We start from the raw sequence: 15,857 nt of genomic DNA on the forward strand, positions 1-15,857 counted from the left end.
TCGCGCATCGCGCAGCTCGAACGCCAGCTCGGCGCGCGGCTGCTGCACCGCACCACGCGTCGCATCAGCCTCACGCAGGACGGCGAAGTCTTCATGGTGCACGCCGATACGCTGCTGTCGGCCGCCGACGCCGCGCGCGCGTCGGTCGGCCACGGCCGCACCGAGCCGTACGGGCGGCTGAAGGTGTCGATGTCGTCGTCGTTCGGTCGCCAGCATGTCGCGCCGGTGATTCCCGCGTTCCTGCGCCGCTATCCGTCTGTGTCGCTCGACCTGCGGCTGTCGGACGAGATCGTCGACCTCGTCGACGACGGCTACGACGTCGCGATCCGCCTCGGCGCGCTGAAGGATTCGACGCTCGTCGCGCGCAAGCTCGCCACAAACCGCCGCGTGCTGTGCTGCTCGCCCGCGTATCTCGCCGAACACGGCACGCCGCGCCATCCGGCCGACCTCGCGCAGCACGAGTGCGTGATCCTCGGCGACCAGCGCGACTGGTCGTTCGCCACGCCGCAAGGCCCGCTCACGGTGCGGGTCGGCGGCCGGCTCGTCGCGAGCAACGGCGAGGCGATCCGCGAAGCGCTCGTCGACGGCTTCGGGATTGCGATCAAGTCGACCTGGGACGTCGGCCCGCTGCTCGCGAGCGGCGCGCTCGTCACGGTGCTCGACGACTATCCGTTCGCGGAAGACATCGCGATCTGGGCCGTCTACCCGAGCCGCGCGCACGTTCCGCTGAAGACGCTCGCCTTCATCGCGTTCCTGGCCGAGCATTTCGGCGATCCGCCTTACTGGGATCGCGCGAACGGGCAGTGACCACAGCGCCGCGCACGGTTTCGATCCGCCCCGACCGCCGCGTGCGGCCAACCGGCTACAATGGCGCGTTCGCCACGCAAGGGCCCGACGCCGGACAGGGCCCGCATCGGCAGGCGGCTGCCCGTTGGCCGCATACGCATTTCATTCGCTTCCCAACCATCCCGTCATGACCCACAACCTCGTCATCCAGAGTCTTGCGCCGCTGTCGGACGCCCATCACAAACCGCTGCTCGCGCTGTCGCGCGGCACCCGCATCGTGCAGACCGACGATCACGCGCTGCGGATCGACAACGCGAACCCGGCGCAACGCCTCGACATCGATGCGTACTGCGGCACGCACGCGCTCGACTTCGCGTTCGTCGAGGCCGGCCTTTCGCTCGGCGATTTCGGGCTCGCCGTGATGGACATGGATTCGACGCTGATCACGATCGAGTGCATCGACGAGATCGCCGATTTCTGCGGGCTGAAAACGCAGGTCGCCGAGATCACCGAAGCGTCGATGCGCGGCGAGATCCGCGACTTCAACGAAAGCCTCACGCGCCGCGTCGCGCTGCTGGCCGGGCTCGACGCGCACGCGCTCGAACGCGTGTACGAGGAGCGGCTGCAACTGACGCCGGGCGCCGAGAAAATGCTCGCCGGCGTGACGGCCGCCGGCATGAAGACGCTGCTCGTGTCGGGCGGCTTCACGTTCTTCACCGAGCGTCTGAAGGCGCGCCTCGGCCTCGACTACGCGCATGCGAACACGCTCGAGATCGTCGACGGCAAGCTGACCGGCAAGGTGCTCGGCGAGATCGTGAACGCCGACGTGAAGGCGCGTCTGCTGCGCGAGACGTGCGCGTCGCTCGGCCTCGAGCCGCGCCGTGCGATCGCGATGGGCGACGGGTCGAACGACCTGAAGATGATGGCCGAAGCCGGGCTGTCGGTCGCGTACCACGCGAAGCCCGTCGTGCGCGACGCGGCGACGGTCGCGTTCGATCACGTCGGCCTCGACGGGCTGCTGCGGCTATTCTGATCCTGCGGAATCCAGAATGAAAAACGCCGGCGCGATGCAACATCGCGCCGGCGTTTTGTTTTTCCGCGGAGCCTTCGCGGCCTGCGATCAGCCAAGTACGTCCTGCATCGCGCGCTCGATGTCCGCGCGCAGGTCGGCTTCGTCTTCCAGGCCGACATAGAAACGCACCAGCGTGCCGCGATGCGGCCAGTCCGGACGCATCGACGCGACGTCGTAAGGCATCGCGAGGCTGCATGCGCCACCCCAGCTCCAGCCGATCGCGAACAGTTCGAGTGACTCGACGAAGCGGTCGACCTGCTCCGCACTATAGCGTTCGTCGAACACCACCGAGAACAGCCCGCCCGCGCCGGTGAAATCGCGCACGAACGACGCGTGCCCCGGGCAATCGGCGATCTGCGGGTGCAAGACGGCCGCGATCTCCGGCCGCGCCTTCAGCCATTGCGCGAGCGCAAGCGCGCTCTTGCTGTGCGCGTCGAAACGCACCTGCATGCTCGGCAGGCTGCGCAGCACGAGCGAGCAATCGTCGACCGACACGCCGACGCCGCAGCGCATCCGCGCGAGCTTCAGCTTCGCGTGCAGTTCCGCGTTCGCGGTGATCGTCGCGCCCATCAGCACGTCGCTGCCGCCCGACTGGTACTTGGTCAGCGCCTGCACCGAGATGTCGACGCCGTGATCGAACGGCTTGAACGCGAGCCCGGCCGAGAACGTGTTGTCGATTGCGGTGACGATGCCGCGCGCCTTCGCGGCTGCCGTGATCGCCTGCACGTCCGGCACTTCCATCGTCACCGAGCCCGGCGCCTCGATCCAGATCAGCTGCGTGTTCGGCTGGATCAGGTCGGCAATGCCGGCGCCGATCAGCGGATCGTAGAAGCGCGCGGTGATGCCGAAATCCTTCGCGAGCCAGTTGCCGAAATCGGCGTTCGGCCCATACACGTTGTGCGGAATCAGCACGTCGTCGCCGGCTTTCACGATCCCGAAGTAGACGTTCATGATGGCCGCGAGACCCGACGGCTGAAGCAGCGCATGCGTGCCGCCCTCGATCTCGGCAAGCCGCTGCGCGAGCGCGAGCGACGTCGGCGTCGCATGCAGGCCGTAGCGCCACTGGTTGTCGTTGTGCCAGACGAGCGCACGCATCGTCGCGAGATCGGGGAACACGACCGTCGACGCGCGCGCGACCGGCGGTACGAACGAACGGAACCCTTCCGGGATCACGTCGTCGGGTTGAACGATGCGGGTTTGCAGCGCGCGCTTGGGAGTGGATGCAGTCATGACAGGAAGCCGGGCACGAGGCCGTTCGGTTGCGGAATATGCAGCTAGATTAGCCAAAATCGGCGCAATTGGCCCGGTACAATGCGCGCCGCGCGCACCGAGCCAGCGCGGGTTCAGTCGTCGGTCCGCAGGTTGACGACGCCGCCCACCGTCTCGATTTCCTGCACGCGGCCGTCGCGCACCTGCAGCGCCGCGCGCTTGCCCGGCGCGAGACGCAACACGACGGGCTGCGGATCCGACTCGTCCGAATTCATCCGGTCGGCCTTCAGGTCGCCCGTCGCGTCGAAGCGGCCGATCCACACGCCCGTGATGTTCGTGCCGTCGTTCGATTCCTCGATCTCGAGCGTGTCGCCGTCGCGATCGCCCGCGAGCAGCACGACCTCGCCCGTATCGGCGAACTGGTATTCGCCGTGCACGCCTTCCTCGTCCGTCTTCGGGCCGAGATGCACGACGATCGGCCGGTCGCCGAGCGTGCCTTCGTAGCGCGGCAGGCGGGCAAACTCGGGATTCGGCTTCAGCGGCCGCGCCATTGCCGGTTCATCCTGCTGCACACCCGGCGCGGCGGCCTGCGCCGCGACCACGCCCGGCATCGCCATGCCCGCCGCCAGCGCGCCCGCGACGACGAGCGCCCGTTGCCATTGCGAATATCGACCCACCTTGTGTTGCTCCTTGCTTCAGATTCGCTCGAAAATCGCGGCGATGCCCTGCCCGCCGCCAATGCACATCGTCACGAGCGCATATCGGCCGCCGACGCGCTGCAGCTCGTACAGCGCCTTGACGGTGATCAGTGCGCCCGTCGCGCCGATCGGGTGGCCGAGCGAAATACCGGACCCGTTCGGATTCACCTTTGCCGGGTCGAGACCCAGTTCCTGCGTCACCGCGCATGCCTGCGCGGCGAACGCCTCGTTCGCCTCGATCACGTCGAGATCGGCAACCGTCAGCCCCGCACGCGCGAGCACTTTCTGCGTGGCGGGCACGGGGCCGATCCCCATGTAGGCCGGATCGACGCCCGCGTGCGCATACGCAACGAGGCGCGCGAGCGGCTGCACGCCGCGCTGCTCGGCAACGCTGCGCTCCATCAGCAACACGGCGGCAGCCGCATCGTTGATGCCCGACGCGTTGCCGGCCGTCACCGTGCCGTTCTCCTTCACGAATACGGGCCGCAGCTTCGAGAAATCCTCCAGGCTCGCATCGTGGCGCACGTGCTCGTCGTGATCGAACACCACCGGCGTGCCCTTCTTCGAGCCGATCAGCTCGACCGGCAGGATCTGGTCCTTGAAGTAGCCGGCCTTCGCCGCATGCGACGCGCGGCGATGCGATTCGAGCGCGAGCGCATCCTGCGCGTCGCGTGAAATGCCGTACTTCGCCGCGACGTTCTCGGCCGTCACGCCCATGTGGATCGTCTGGAACGGATCGTTCAGCGCGCCGACCATCATGTCGACTGCGCGCATGTCACCCATGCGCTGCCCGAAGCGGGCGGCCGGGATCGAATACGGCGCGCGGCTCATGTTCTCCGCGCCGCCCGCGATCGCGATGTCCGCATCGCCGAGCAGCACGCCCTGCGCGGCCGACACGATCGCCTGCAGCCCCGAACCGCACAGCCGGTTGACCGTGAGCGCCGGCGCATGTTGCGCGACGCCGCCGTCGATCGCGGCGACGCGCGCGAGATACATGTCCTTCGGCTCCGTGTGCACGACGTTGCCGAACACCACATGGCCGACCTCGTCGCCCGACACCTGCGCACGCTGCAGCACTTCGCGCACGACCTGCGCGCCGAGCGCGGTCGGTGCAATATCCTTCAGGCTGCCGCCGAAATCGCCGATCGCGGTACGCACGCCGCTCACCACCACCACTTCACGTTGCATGTCGCCTCCTCATCCTGCTGATCGAATGAATCGTTCGTGCGGTGCCGTGGCCGGCGTGCGCATGCCGCGTCAGCCTTGCATCAGGCGCTCCACCGCATCGCGGTGCGGAATCGGCGCGACCGCGCCGTAGCCCGTCGTCGACAGGGCCGCCGCGGCGTTCGCGTAACGCGCCGCCGCGAACGGATCGTCGCCCGCGACGATCCGCGCGACGAAGGCGCCGCCAAAGCAGTCGCCCGCGCCCGTCGCGTCGACGGCGTTAACCGTGAAGCCCGGCACGACACGCCGCTCGTTCGGGGTCGCCACGTAAGCGCCTTCCTTGCCGAGCTTCAGCGCGACGACCTGCGGCCCGTGTTCGAGCATCGCGTCGACGATCGCGTCGCGATCGTTCGCGCCCGTGAGTGCCGTCACGTCGTCCCAGCTGGGCAGGCAGATGTCCGTCTGGCGCAGTGCCTCGCGCATCACCGCGCGGGCGCGCGGCAGCGGCCACAGCTTCAGGCGCAGGTTCGTGTCGAAGCTGACCTTCGCGCCGTGGCGGCGCGCATGGTCGATTCCCGCGAACGCGGCATCGCACGCAGCCGTGCTGATCGCGAGGCTGATGCCCGACAGGTGCACGGCCTTCGCGGCGGCCAGCGCGTCGAGCGGCAGGTCGCCCACCGCATAGCGGCTCGCAGCCGAGCCTGCACGCAGGTAGTCGAACTGGTGACCGTCAGCGCCGTGCGTGACGAAATACACGCCGGTCGGCGCGGTGCGGTCGACCCGCACGTACGTCGTGTCGACCTGCTCCGTATGCCACATGTCGGCCAGCAGACGGCCGAACGGATCGTCGCCAATCGCCGACACGAAGCCCGTCGACGCGCCCTGGCGCGCCGCGGCGATGCAGAAGTTCGACGTGTCGCCGCCGAAGCCCTGCAGGAATTCAGGCCGGCCCGGCTGCGACTGGTTGAATTCGATCATCGCCTCGCCGAGCGCGAGGATCTCCGGAAATGCCGCGGTCATCGCTTACACCTCGCCCCACAGATCGTGGCCGTCGGCGCCCGTGATCTTCACGGACACGAAATCGCCGACCTTGTAGCGCTTCGATGCCTTCGCCGCCGGCTCGACATAGACGACGCCGTCGATCTCCGGCGCATCGGCCGCCGTACGGCCGATCCCGCCTTCCGCGCTGACTTCGTCGATCAGCACCTTGAGGGTCTTGCCGACCTTGCGCTGGATGCGGTTCGCCGACACTTCCTCGGCCACTTCCATGAAGCGTGCGCGGCGTTCCTCGCGTACGTCATCCGGCAGCGCGCCGTCGAGTTCGTTCGCGGTCGCGCCTTCGACCGGCGAATACGCGAAGCAGCCGACGCGATCGAGTTCCGCTTCGCGGATGAAGTCGAGCAGCGTTTCGAACTGCTCCTCCGTCTCGCCGGGGAAGCCCGCGATGAACGTGCTGCGGATCGTCAGGTCCGGGCAGATCTCGCGCCACTTCTGCACGCGCTCGAGCACCTTCTCGGCGTTCGCCGGACGCTTCATGCGCTTCAGCACTTCCGGATGCGCGTGCTGGAACGGCACGTCAAGATACGGCAGCACGTGGCCCTTGAACGGGCCTTCGGCCATCAGCGGAATCACTTCGTCGACGCTCGGATACGGATACACGTAATGCAGGCGCACCCATGCGCCGTACTGCGCGGCGAGTTCGCCGAGCGCGGCGACCAGGTCGGTCATGCGCGTCTTGATCGGCTTGCCGTTCCAGAAGCCCGTGCGGTACTTCACGTCGACGCCGTACGCGCTCGTGTCCTGCGAGATCACGAGCAGTTCCTTCACGCCCGACTTGAACAGGTTCTCGGCTTCCAGCATCACTTCGGCGACCGGACGCGACACGAGGTCGCCGCGCATCGACGGGATGATGCAGAACGTGCAGCGGTGGTTGCAGCCTTCGGAGATCTTCAGGTATGCGTAGTGGCGCGGCGTGAGCTTGATGCCGGCGGCGGGCACGAGATCGGTGAACGGGTCATGCGGCTTCGGCAGGTGCGAATGCACGGCCTGCATCACTTCGCCCACTGCATGCGGGCCGGTGACGGCGAGCACCTTCGGGTGGACTTCCTCGATCAGGTTCGAGCCGCTGGCGCTCGACTTGGCGCCGAGACAGCCGGTGACGATCACCTTGCCGTTCTCGGTCAGCGCTTCGCCGATCGCGTCGAGACTTTCCTGCACGGCTTCGTCGATGAAGCCGCAGGTGTTCACGACGACGAGGTCGGCGCCGTCGTAGGTGCCGGAGATTTCATAACCTTCGGCGCGCAGTTGCGTGATGATCTGTTCGGAGTCGACGAGCGCCTTCGGGCACCCGAGGGATACGAACCCTACTTTGGGGGATTGGGACATCTGGATTGTGGGGGCGTGGCAGCAAAAGCGTGAGTTTACAGCGATTTAGTGTCCGGCGATCCAAAAACGAGCGGTTGACGACGATGCGCGTCACCCGCTCGAATGCCCGGCGCGTTCCGGGCCTGCTGCCGAGCCGGATTTGATATGCCCCTTGATTTCTCGCGCAGCCGCGTTGCGCTCTGTCCCCGACGCCCGTCAACCAGCAAGAATCGCCCCGGCGCCGCTGCCCGCTATGCGAAAATCCAGGCGTCCATCCCTTTCAATCGACCCAACGGGGTTCGCATGACCACCCACATCACGATCGAATTCACCGAACACGCAGCCGAAGCCATCGGCGAGCAAACCAGCACCAGCTTTTCGTATGACCAGGGCGCGCACGTGCCGCAGCCGGGCGATTTCGTCGAACTCGAGAATTCGCGCCAGACGTTTTTCGTGATCGGCCGCGTGTTTTCGCTCAAGGCCAACTACAGCGCCGTCAAGCTCGTGCTCGACCTTCCTCCGCCGGACGGCGAGCAGGATTTCGATCAGACGCACTGACGCACGATGAGCCGCGTTACGCGCCCATGATCGCGCTCGCGGCCAATCGGCCAAGCTGAGGTGCCAGAATCACGCCAGGATGGCCGACGACGGCATAGACACCGGCAACTCCCGCCAGGAAGCCGTTGATCGGCACCCCGTCGTTCGTCATCGGCCTAAGCGCCGATTTCGCGGCGAGCAGCGTAAGGGTCGGCGGCTCGGCAAACAGCGCCGAAATGTCCGAGGCCGTACGCGCAGCAAGCGCGGCAAGCCCGCTGTCGCCCTCTTCCGGAGGATCCGCGGCTGACAGCAGGCTGCCCGATGGGCCGATCCGCACTTCAAGATCCTGCCCATAGAGCAAATGGCTGATGAGACCCGGCTCGGCAGCAAACCGCATCAACACGGCCGGCTTCTCACGAACCGGCAACGACACACCCAGGCCCGCGGCGAGCGCAACCGCAGAAGCAGCGTTCGCCAGGACGACCACATCCGCCGGCACATGCCCGTGCGCGGCATGTACACCGACAGCGTGCCCATTGCGCGTTTCCACCGCTTCGACCGCGCAACCGCACCGGATCTCCGCGCCGGCCGCTTTTGCACCGGCCAGCAACCGATGCGTCAGGTCGATCGGCTCGACCACGAAATCGTCCGGCGCCCACGCGATCAACTCGGGAAGCCGGGCAAGACGCGGCTCCATCCGGGCCACCTCTCGACGCCCCAACGCTTCCATTCGCACGCCCGCCGCACGCTGCTCGTCGATCAGGGCAGCGGTCTGCGCATCCGAGTCCAGCCAGACGAGTGCCCCGCGCGTCGTCACCGGCAACGAGCCCAGTTCACGCTCGAGCCTCGCGAACTCCGGGAGCGCGTCGAGCGTGCGAGAGAACCCGGACGGGTTTTCAGAAGGAAGCGCGCTGCCGGTACCCACCCAGCCGAACGACCAGTGAGTCGCGCCGCCGGCGGGTACCGCCTGCTGTTCCAGCAGCGTGACCTGTGCGCCCGAGCGCGCAAGATGCCATGCGGTGGATGCACCGATAATGCCACCGCCGATCACGACGACGCGCAGCGAGTTGTTTCCCATGAGTCACATTCGGAAGTTGCGGGATTCCGACTAAACCGTCCGCCCCGCTTCACCGCTGTGCGGTTGCCTGCCGCCCATTACCGCGAATCGTCTCACCCTCTCGCGTCCGGCATCGACACGATCAATCGATCGACATCCAAGGCACTTGAGGTGTGCCGACGAAACAAAAAGCCCGCCGAGGCGGGCCTTGATGAAACGCTGGACACGGCACTTCACCGCATGTCCGGAAACACCGACGCCTTCAGGCACCGATCGAACCACAAAGCATCGTCGCCATCGCCGATCGGCCACATTTCCGCATCGAGTTGCGGCAACCCGGCAACCGGCGCCGATGCGCGGTTATCGTCACCGGACGTCCCCGCACGCATCCACGCCGATTGCTTTCCGCCGTTGTCGCAGGCACTCCCATGCGCCTGCGCTTCGCAGAACGCCACGGGCCGCACCTTCCCGCCGTCGGCCGTGCTCACCGACCGGTACTGATAAACCGCACCGGTCGCCCAGTCCTCGCTCTGGCTGCAGACCCGCGCACGATGCTGCACATGGACCGCGCCGAAACACGCATAGGAAACGTGCGCGCCGGTCGCATCGTCGGGAATGAAGTCGCAGTTTGCATCGAAACCGGTGAGCGGGCCGCCCGTGTATTTCGCGAGCCACTGACGCTCGGCCTGCGCCCGCGCGATCAACCCTTTGTTCGATTGATCGGCCAGCACGGCGGTGCGTCGATCGATTGCCTTGCGCACTTCGTCGACGGCGAGCGGACGGCCTTCGTAATCGGCGGCGAGACGGTTGTTGCGCGCGTCGATCCAGCGGCGCTGGCTGCGCACCAGCATGTCGCGGATAGCCGTGTCCGGTGCGGCCTTCAGTGCACCCGTGTACGCCGAATTCATCCGTGTGTCGGCTGCGCGCAGCACGGAGCTCGCACAGATGCGCTTCTCGATCGGCTGCATGGCTTTCGCGCAATCCATCGCAAAGGCAGGACCCGCCACGCCAACGCCCATCAAGACCATCGAAGCAAAACCAGCCAGCCGGCCGGCCGATGCCATTCGAATCCCACGCATGCTTTCTCTCAGTCGGTTTTTTCTTGGTCGCACTGCCTCGATGCGGCATCACCCATCACGGCCTGTCGTGCCCGGGCGCCGGTGTCGTATTCCGCCGAAGGCAGCTTCCACGCCACACCGCGCAGCGCCGCTCATGGTACGCGTGCCTGCACGAACGCGCACCATCAGGCGCGGCACGCCCCGGTGTTCCTTCGCAGGTGACTGGATCTCGATCGACTGGACGACGATCATGCGCGCCCGAGCCCGGCACGCGCATTCGGTGCCGACGGTCATGAACGACCGTCGGCGAGAGGGTCCGGCAGGCGGCGGCCGCACATCGTCGCGCCCGAATGCACGATCGGCCGACCCGCACCGCGTTGCTTCGCGGCACCGACGCCCGACGGGTTGCCCGCCGCGGTCGGCCCGCCGCGAAACCGTTACTTCTTTTCCGGCTCCGACGCGCCCGGTTGCTTGAACGGGAACGTGCTGAACATCGACTTCGCCTGGTTCTGCATCTGCTCCTGCATCTGCACGAACATGTTCTTCGACTGCTCGATGTAGCTGGTCATCATCCCCTGCATCATCGGCGCCTGCATGTTCATGAACTGCGACCAGACTTCCGGATTCATCGCATTGCCTTCGTACAGGTTCTTCGACTGATCCGCGAGCTTGTTCTGGATGTCGATGAACGCCTGGATGTTCTTTTCCAGGTACGTGCCCATCATGCCCTGCATCGCATGCCCGTAGAAACGGATGATCTGCGACAGCATCGACGACGAGAACATCGGCACGCCGCCGCTTTCCTCTTCGAGGATGATCTGCAGGAGGATGCTGCGCGTCAGGTCTTCGTTGGATTTCGCATCGACGACCTTGAAGTCCTCCTGCTCCAGCACGAGCTGCTTCACGTCGGTCAGCGTAATGTACGTGCTTGTCTCGGTATCGTAGAGCCGACGGTTCGGGTACTTCTTGATGAGCCGTTCGGCCGTCTTCTTTGTAGTAGTCATGTAACGCCTTTGAGTGCAGCGTAGCGGAAGTGACGAATCCCCGCCGCCCGAATCCGGGAGGCGGGGGCCTTCGGAAAACGCCCGGCTGCGCGGCCACCCGGCCCGCGCAGCGCGGACGCTCAGCCCATGTGCAGGCCGCCGTTCAGCGAGAAGTCGGCGCCCGTCGCGAAACCGGAATCGTTCGACGCAAGCCACGCGACGATCGAACCGATTTCCTCCGGCCCGCCAAGACGGCGCACCGGGATCGTCGCGACGATCTTCTCGAGCACGTCCGGGCGAATCGCCTTCACCATGTCGGTGCCGATGTAGCCCGGCGACACGGTGTTGACCGTCACGCCCTTCGTCGCGACTTCCTGTGCGAGCGACATCGTGAAGCCGTGGATGCCGGCCTTCGCGGTCGAATAGTTGGTCTGACCGAACTGCCCCTTCTGGCCGTTCACCGACGAAATGTTGACGATCCGGCCCCAGCCGCGTTCGACCATGCCGTCGATCACCTGCTTCGTCACGTTGAACAGGCTCGTCAGGTTGGTGTCGATCACGGCGGTCCAGTCTTCGTGCGTCATCTTGCGGAACACGACGTCGCGCGTGATGCCCGCATTGTTGACCAGCACGTCGATCTCGCCGACTTCAGCCTTGACCTTGTCGAACGCTTCCTTGGTCGAGTCCCAGTCGCCGACGTTGCCTTCCGACGCGATGAAATCGTACCCGAGCGCCTTCTGGTCCTCGAGCCATTTCACACGGCGCGGCGAGTTCGGGCCGCAACCTGCGACCACCTTGAAGCCGTCTTTCAACAGGCGCTGGCAGATGCTGGTGCCGATGCCGCCCATCCCGCCCGTTACGTACGCAATTCGCTGAGACATAAATCTCACTCCATTTTTTGGTTTCGAGAGCTGCCGGAGGCCCCCTCTGACTTCACGTGACGCCGGCCGAAGCCGCAATCGGCCGGCACACGGATTCGGTTCGCTGGTCGCGAACGGCCGGTTGTGGTCGTCCGGTTACGGACGCTCGACCGCGAGTGCGACGCCCATCCCGCCGCCGATGCACAGCGACGCCAGCCCGCGCTTCGCATCGCGCTTGGCCATCTCGTGCAGCAGCGTCACCAGGATCCGGCAGCCCGACGCGCCGATCGGGTGGCCGATCGCGATCGCCCCGCCGTTCACGTTCACCTTCGACGTGTCCCAGCCCATCTGCTTGTGCACCGCCAGCGCCTGCGCCGCGAACGCTTCGTTGATCTCCATCAGGTCCAGGTCGCCCGGCGTCCAGCCCGCGCGCTCCAGGCACCGGCGCGAGGCCGGCACCGGGCCCATGCCCATCACGCTCGGATCCACGCCCGCGTTCGCGTACGCCTTGATCCGCGCCAGCGGCGTCAGGCCCAGTGCCGCCGCCTTCTGCGCCGACATCACCAGCACCGCCGCCGCGCCGTCGTTCAGCCCCGACGCGTTCGCCGCCGTCACCGAGCCATCCTTCGAGAACGCCGGCTTCAGCCCGGACAGCGATTCCGCCGTCACGCCGTGACGCACGAATTCATCGGTGGCGAACTGCAGCGGCTCGCCCTTGCGTTGCGGAATCGCCACCGGCACGATCTCGTCGTCGAAGCGACCGGCCTTCTGCGCGGCTTCCGCCTTGTTCTGCGACAGCGCCGCGAAGGCGTCCTGCTCTTCGCGCGTGATCCCGTATTCCTTCGCGACGTTCTCCGCCGTGATGCCCATGTGGTACTGGTTGTACACGTCCCACAGGCCGTCGACGATCATCGTGTCGACCAGCTTCGCGTCGCCCATCCGGAACCCGTCGCGCGAGCCCGGCAGCACGTGCGGCGACGCGCTCATGTTCTCCTGGCCGCCCGCGATCACGATCTCGGCATCGCCCGCGACGATCGCGTTCGCCGCCAGCATCACGGCCTTCAGGCCCGAGCCGCACACCTTGTTGATCGTCATCCCCGGCACTGCCGTCGGCAGCCCGGCCTTGATCAGCGACTGGCGCGCCGGGTTCTGCCCGGAGCCGGCCGTCAGCACCTGGCCCATGATCACTTCGCTCACCTGCTCGGGCTTCACGCCCGCACGCTCCAGCACCGCGCGGATCACCGTCGCGCCCAGCTCGGGCGCCGCAATCTTCGCAAGCGAACCGCCGAATTTGCCGACCGCGGTCCGCGCGGCCGATACGATCACTACGTCCGTCATTTCCCTTTCCTCCAGGCCCGCACGACACGGCGCATCGCTACCGGCCCTGTTAAAAAAACTGCGGTGCACCGGACAGCCTGCGCCGCTGCCCGGTTTTCGTCAATCGCGCTGCAACACGTAGCGGCCCGGCGCCGGCTCGATCACCGGGAACTGCGCGGTACCGGGCTGGACGGGCGGCTCCACCTTGCGGCCGCCGTACTGGTCGAGCCATTCGACCCAGGTCGTCCACCAGCTGCCCGGTTGCTCGGTTGCACCGGCGAACCAGTCGTCCGCCGATTCGGGCAGGTCGCTGTCGTTGACCCAGTAGCTGCGCTTCTTCTTCGCCGGCGGATTGATCACGCCCGCGATGTGTCCCGACGCGCCGAGCACGAACTTCAGCGGGCCCGACAGGATCGACGTCGACGCGTAGGCCGTCTGCCACGGCACGATGTGATCCTCGCGCGAGCCGTAGATGAAGGTCGGCACATCGATCAGCGTCAGGTCGACCGATTCGCCGCACACGGTCAGCGCGCCCGGTTCGCGCAGCTTGTTCTCAAGATAGGTATTGCGCAGGTACCACGCGTACATCGGGCCCGGCAGGCTCGTCGAATCGCTGTTCCAGTACAGCAGGTCGAACGGCGCCGGCGTGCGGCCCTTCAGGTAGTTGTCGACGACGTAGTTCCACACGAGGTCGTTCGGCCGCAGGAACGAGAACGTGTTCGCGAATTCGACGCCGCGCATCAGCCCCGGCTGCGTGCCGTTCTTGCCGCCGATGGTCTGCTCGCGCATCTGCACGTGCGCCTCGTCGACGAACACGTCGAGAATGCCGGTATCGGTGAAGTCGAGCATCGCGGTGAGCAGCGTCATCGACGCGGCCGGATGTTCGCCGCGCGCGGCCAGCACCGCGAGCGCGGTCGCGAGCATCGTGCCGCCGACGCAGAAGCCGAGCGTGTTGATCTGTTCGCGGCCACTGACCTGCTGCACGGCGTCGATCGCCGCGAGCAGCCCTTCGTTCATGTAGTCGTCCCACGTCTTGTGCGCGACCGATGCGTCCGCGTTGCGCCACGATACGAGGAACACCTGATGGCCGTTCGACAGCGCATGCGCGACGAGCGAATTCTCGGGCTGCAGGTCGAGGATGTAGAACTTGTTGATGCAAGGCGGCACGATCAGCAGCGGCCGCTCGAACACCTTGTCGGTCTTCGGCGTGTACTGGATCAGCTGGATCAGGTCGTTCTCATAGACCACCGCGCCTTCAGTACACCCGAGGTTCTTGCCGACCACGAACTGCGATTCGTCGGTCTGCGAAATCTTGCCGCGCTGCATGTCGCCGAGCAGGTTCATCATCCCTTGCCGCAGGCTTTCGCCCTGCGTTTCGAGGATCGATTTCTGTGCGTCGGGATTGAGTGCGAGGAAGTTGCTCGGCGCGGCCGCGGCCGTCCACTGCTGGACCGTGAAACGAATGCGCTCGCGCGTCTTCGGATCGGTCTGCAGCGAGTCGGCCAGTTCCTGCAGGTAGCGCGCGTTGAGCAGATACCAGGCCGCCGCGAACGCATGCGCCGGCGACGCCTTCCACGCATCGCCGCTGAAACGGCGGTCCTTCAGTTCGGGCGATTCGAGCTTCGCGGCGGCGGCCTGCTGCATCAGCGCCATGCAATCGCGCGCGTAATCGGCCTGCAGCGCCTGCAGCCGCTCGGGCGGAATCGCGGCGGCCGGCAGCTTCAACCCGGCAAACGGCGACGCCATCGCCCCGAAATCGGGCATCGACGGCATCTGGAACGGAAACGATGTCGGAAACTGGAATGTCGCGAACGGATTCACGGTGGCCGACGCAGTCGCGGCGCGTGCCGGATCTGCAAAACCGCGCCACGCGTTCAACCACGACTCGAACATCTGCTGCATCGGCTGGGCGGCCGGATCGAAACCAATGCTGCCCGTGGAAGTGCCCGCCTGAGCGGACGTCGACGATTTTTTCGATGCTGTCATTACCTGCCTTACCGGTGATTCGTGAGCGTCTATCGTGAAATCCTGCTCGCGCGCGGCATGCCGGCTGCGAGCCGGGCCGTCATGCTCTGGAGAGGCGTCTCCAGATTCTGCCGCAGTGCGGTATTTTTATCATTATCGTTTTCCCCATGTGAAGCGCCATGTCAAACCGCTGAACATTTCCGTACGGAGATAATCCTCGCACAACAGACGGGACAAGGGTTCCGGCGAAACATAAAACATTTTGATTGACTTGACTGCGGGATTTTTCATTCAATCGCGCATGCAGCGCGGCATGGTCGCCAAAATATCGAGATAACCCGATTTTGCGGCGCAGCAAATCCTGCGTGCATGCGCATCTCGTCAATCGGCCAGCCAGATCGCTGCCGCCATGCGGCCTGTCACGCGATCGCGCCGGTACGAATAGAAGCGATCCTGTTCGGTGACCGTACAGGCCGTCCCGCCGCTCACGTGCGCGACGCCCGCACGCGCGAGGCGCAGGCGCGCAAGCGCATAGAGATTCGCAAGAAACTTGCCCGGCGCACCATCGATCGCGACGAACGCCAGCCGGGTTTCATCATGCTCCGACTGCGGGGCCGTGTCGAGAAACGCGTCGCGCACGTCGGCGCCGACTTCGAACGCCTGCGGGCCGATCGCCGGCCCGAGGTACGCATGAAGCGCGTCCGTCGCACCGCCCGCGAGTTCCGCGACACGCGCAGCGGTCTGCTCGACGATGCCGGCCGCCAACCCGCGCCAGCCCGCATGTGCG

At 66.2% G+C, this 15,857-nt stretch carries 15 protein-coding genes; 3 read left to right on the forward strand and 12 right to left on the reverse strand.

What is annotated here, in order from left to right; translation table 11 throughout:
- Positions 1 to 807: LysR family transcriptional regulator (locus G3N99_RS19975; RefSeq protein ID WP_206123267.1), on the forward strand; the 807-nt coding region annotated here is incomplete at its 5' end.
- Positions 808 to 973: 166 nt separating this feature from the next.
- The gene (gene serB / locus G3N99_RS19980; protein ID WP_206123268.1) at positions 974 to 1,819 is read left to right on the forward strand and encodes a phosphoserine phosphatase SerB; all 846 of its coding nucleotides are present in this window, start codon (positions 974 to 976) and stop codon (positions 1,817 to 1,819) included.
- An 87-nt stretch (positions 1,820 to 1,906) separates the two neighbouring features.
- Here the strand turns inward: serB and G3N99_RS19985 are convergent, their stop codons facing one another.
- The 5 genes from G3N99_RS19985 to rimO form a co-directional block, all read right to left on the reverse strand.
- Complete coding sequence (locus G3N99_RS19985; RefSeq protein WP_174933837.1) at positions 1,907 to 3,088, reverse strand: cystathionine beta-lyase; 1,182 nt, start codon at positions 3,086 to 3,088, stop codon at positions 1,907 to 1,909.
- 113 nt (positions 3,089 to 3,201) lie between these two features.
- Positions 3,202 to 3,744 carry a hypothetical protein gene (locus G3N99_RS19990; protein WP_174946437.1) on the reverse strand — a complete coding sequence of 181 codons (543 nt, stop codon included), beginning with the start codon at positions 3,742 to 3,744 and terminating at the stop codon, positions 3,202 to 3,204.
- An 18-nt stretch (positions 3,745 to 3,762) separates the two neighbouring features.
- On the reverse strand, positions 3,763 to 4,953 hold the full coding sequence (gene bktB, locus G3N99_RS19995; protein ID WP_174946435.1) for a beta-ketothiolase BktB: 1,191 nt from the start codon (positions 4,951 to 4,953) through the stop codon (positions 3,763 to 3,765).
- 69 nt (positions 4,954 to 5,022) lie between these two features.
- Positions 5,023 to 5,949 (reverse strand): sugar kinase, encoded by a 927-nt coding sequence (locus G3N99_RS20000; RefSeq protein WP_206123269.1) that lies wholly within the window; start codon positions 5,947 to 5,949, stop codon positions 5,023 to 5,025.
- A gap of 3 nt (positions 5,950 to 5,952) precedes the next feature.
- A complete protein-coding gene (rimO, locus tag G3N99_RS20005) occupies positions 5,953 to 7,314 on the reverse strand; it encodes a 30S ribosomal protein S12 methylthiotransferase RimO (RefSeq protein ID WP_011352232.1) in 1,362 nt (453 codons plus the stop codon).
- A gap of 282 nt (positions 7,315 to 7,596) precedes the next feature.
- Here rimO and G3N99_RS20010 point away from each other — a divergent pair, with 282 nt between their 5' ends.
- On the forward strand, positions 7,597 to 7,851 hold the full coding sequence (locus G3N99_RS20010; RefSeq protein ID WP_011352235.1) for a hypothetical protein: 255 nt from the start codon (positions 7,597 to 7,599) through the stop codon (positions 7,849 to 7,851).
- Between the two features lie 16 nt (positions 7,852 to 7,867).
- Here the strand turns inward: G3N99_RS20010 and G3N99_RS20015 are convergent, their stop codons facing one another.
- From G3N99_RS20015 to G3N99_RS20045, 7 genes are all read right to left on the reverse strand, one after another.
- Complete coding sequence (locus G3N99_RS20015) at positions 7,868 to 8,908, reverse strand: FAD-dependent oxidoreductase (RefSeq protein ID WP_206123270.1); 1,041 nt, start codon at positions 8,906 to 8,908, stop codon at positions 7,868 to 7,870.
- A 212-nt stretch (positions 8,909 to 9,120) separates the two neighbouring features.
- The gene (locus G3N99_RS20020) at positions 9,121 to 9,855 is read right to left on the reverse strand and encodes a lysozyme inhibitor LprI family protein (protein ID WP_241011751.1); all 735 of its coding nucleotides are present in this window, start codon (positions 9,853 to 9,855) and stop codon (positions 9,121 to 9,123) included.
- 527 nt (positions 9,856 to 10,382) lie between these two features.
- Positions 10,383 to 10,949, reverse strand: coding sequence for a polyhydroxyalkanoate synthesis repressor PhaR (phaR, locus tag G3N99_RS20025; RefSeq protein WP_006485265.1), 567 nt, complete (start codon positions 10,947 to 10,949; stop codon positions 10,383 to 10,385).
- A 119-nt stretch (positions 10,950 to 11,068) separates the two neighbouring features.
- Entirely contained in the window at positions 11,069 to 11,809 is a 741-nt protein-coding gene (locus G3N99_RS20030; protein WP_011352240.1) for a 3-ketoacyl-ACP reductase, read from the reverse strand.
- A 135-nt stretch (positions 11,810 to 11,944) separates the two neighbouring features.
- Positions 11,945 to 13,126 (reverse strand): acetyl-CoA C-acetyltransferase, encoded by a 1,182-nt coding sequence (locus G3N99_RS20035; RefSeq protein WP_175964972.1) that lies wholly within the window; start codon positions 13,124 to 13,126, stop codon positions 11,945 to 11,947.
- Between the two features lie 99 nt (positions 13,127 to 13,225).
- Entirely contained in the window at positions 13,226 to 15,091 is a 1,866-nt protein-coding gene (phaC, locus tag G3N99_RS20040) for a class I poly(R)-hydroxyalkanoic acid synthase (RefSeq protein ID WP_174941057.1), read from the reverse strand.
- Between the two features lie 360 nt (positions 15,092 to 15,451).
- Positions 15,452 to 15,857 (reverse strand): laccase domain-containing protein (locus G3N99_RS20045; RefSeq protein ID WP_206123272.1); only part of this gene is annotated, 406 nt, incomplete at its 5' end.

The organism is Burkholderia sp. Ac-20392 (assembly GCF_017104585.1).
GTDB lineage: Bacteria > Pseudomonadota > Gammaproteobacteria > Burkholderiales > Burkholderiaceae > Burkholderia > Burkholderia lata.

Bases quoted from the DNA above. Each gene is read 5' to 3' on its own strand.
- serB (WP_206123268.1), top strand. From the start codon at position 974: ATGACCCACAACCTCGTCATCCAGAGTCTTGCGCCGCTGTCGGACGCC.
- G3N99_RS19985 (WP_174933837.1), bottom strand. From the start codon at position 3,088: ATGACTGCATCCACTCCCAAGCGCGCGCTGCAAACCCGCATCGTTCAA.
- bktB (WP_174946435.1), bottom strand. From the start codon at position 4,953: ATGCAACGTGAAGTGGTGGTGGTGAGCGGCGTGCGTACCGCGATCGGC.
- G3N99_RS20000 (WP_206123269.1), bottom strand. From the start codon at position 5,949: ATGACCGCGGCATTTCCGGAGATCCTCGCGCTCGGCGAGGCGATGATC.
- rimO (WP_011352232.1), bottom strand. From the start codon at position 7,314: ATGTCCCAATCCCCCAAAGTAGGGTTCGTATCCCTCGGGTGCCCGAAG.
- G3N99_RS20010 (WP_011352235.1), top strand. From the start codon at position 7,597: ATGACCACCCACATCACGATCGAATTCACCGAACACGCAGCCGAAGCC.
- G3N99_RS20015 (WP_206123270.1), bottom strand. From the start codon at position 8,908: ATGGGAAACAACTCGCTGCGCGTCGTCGTGATCGGCGGTGGCATTATC.
- G3N99_RS20020 (WP_241011751.1), bottom strand. From the start codon at position 9,855: ATGCAGCCGATCGAGAAGCGCATCTGTGCGAGCTCCGTGCTGCGCGCA.
- phaR (WP_006485265.1), bottom strand. From the start codon at position 10,949: ATGACTACTACAAAGAAGACGGCCGAACGGCTCATCAAGAAGTACCCG.
- G3N99_RS20030 (WP_011352240.1), bottom strand. From the start codon at position 11,809: ATGTCTCAGCGAATTGCGTACGTAACGGGCGGGATGGGCGGCATCGGC.
- G3N99_RS20035 (WP_175964972.1), bottom strand. From the start codon at position 13,126: ATGACGGACGTAGTGATCGTATCGGCCGCGCGGACCGCGGTCGGCAAA.
- phaC (WP_174941057.1), bottom strand. From the start codon at position 15,091: ATGACAGCATCGAAAAAATCGTCGACGTCCGCTCAGGCGGGCACTTCC.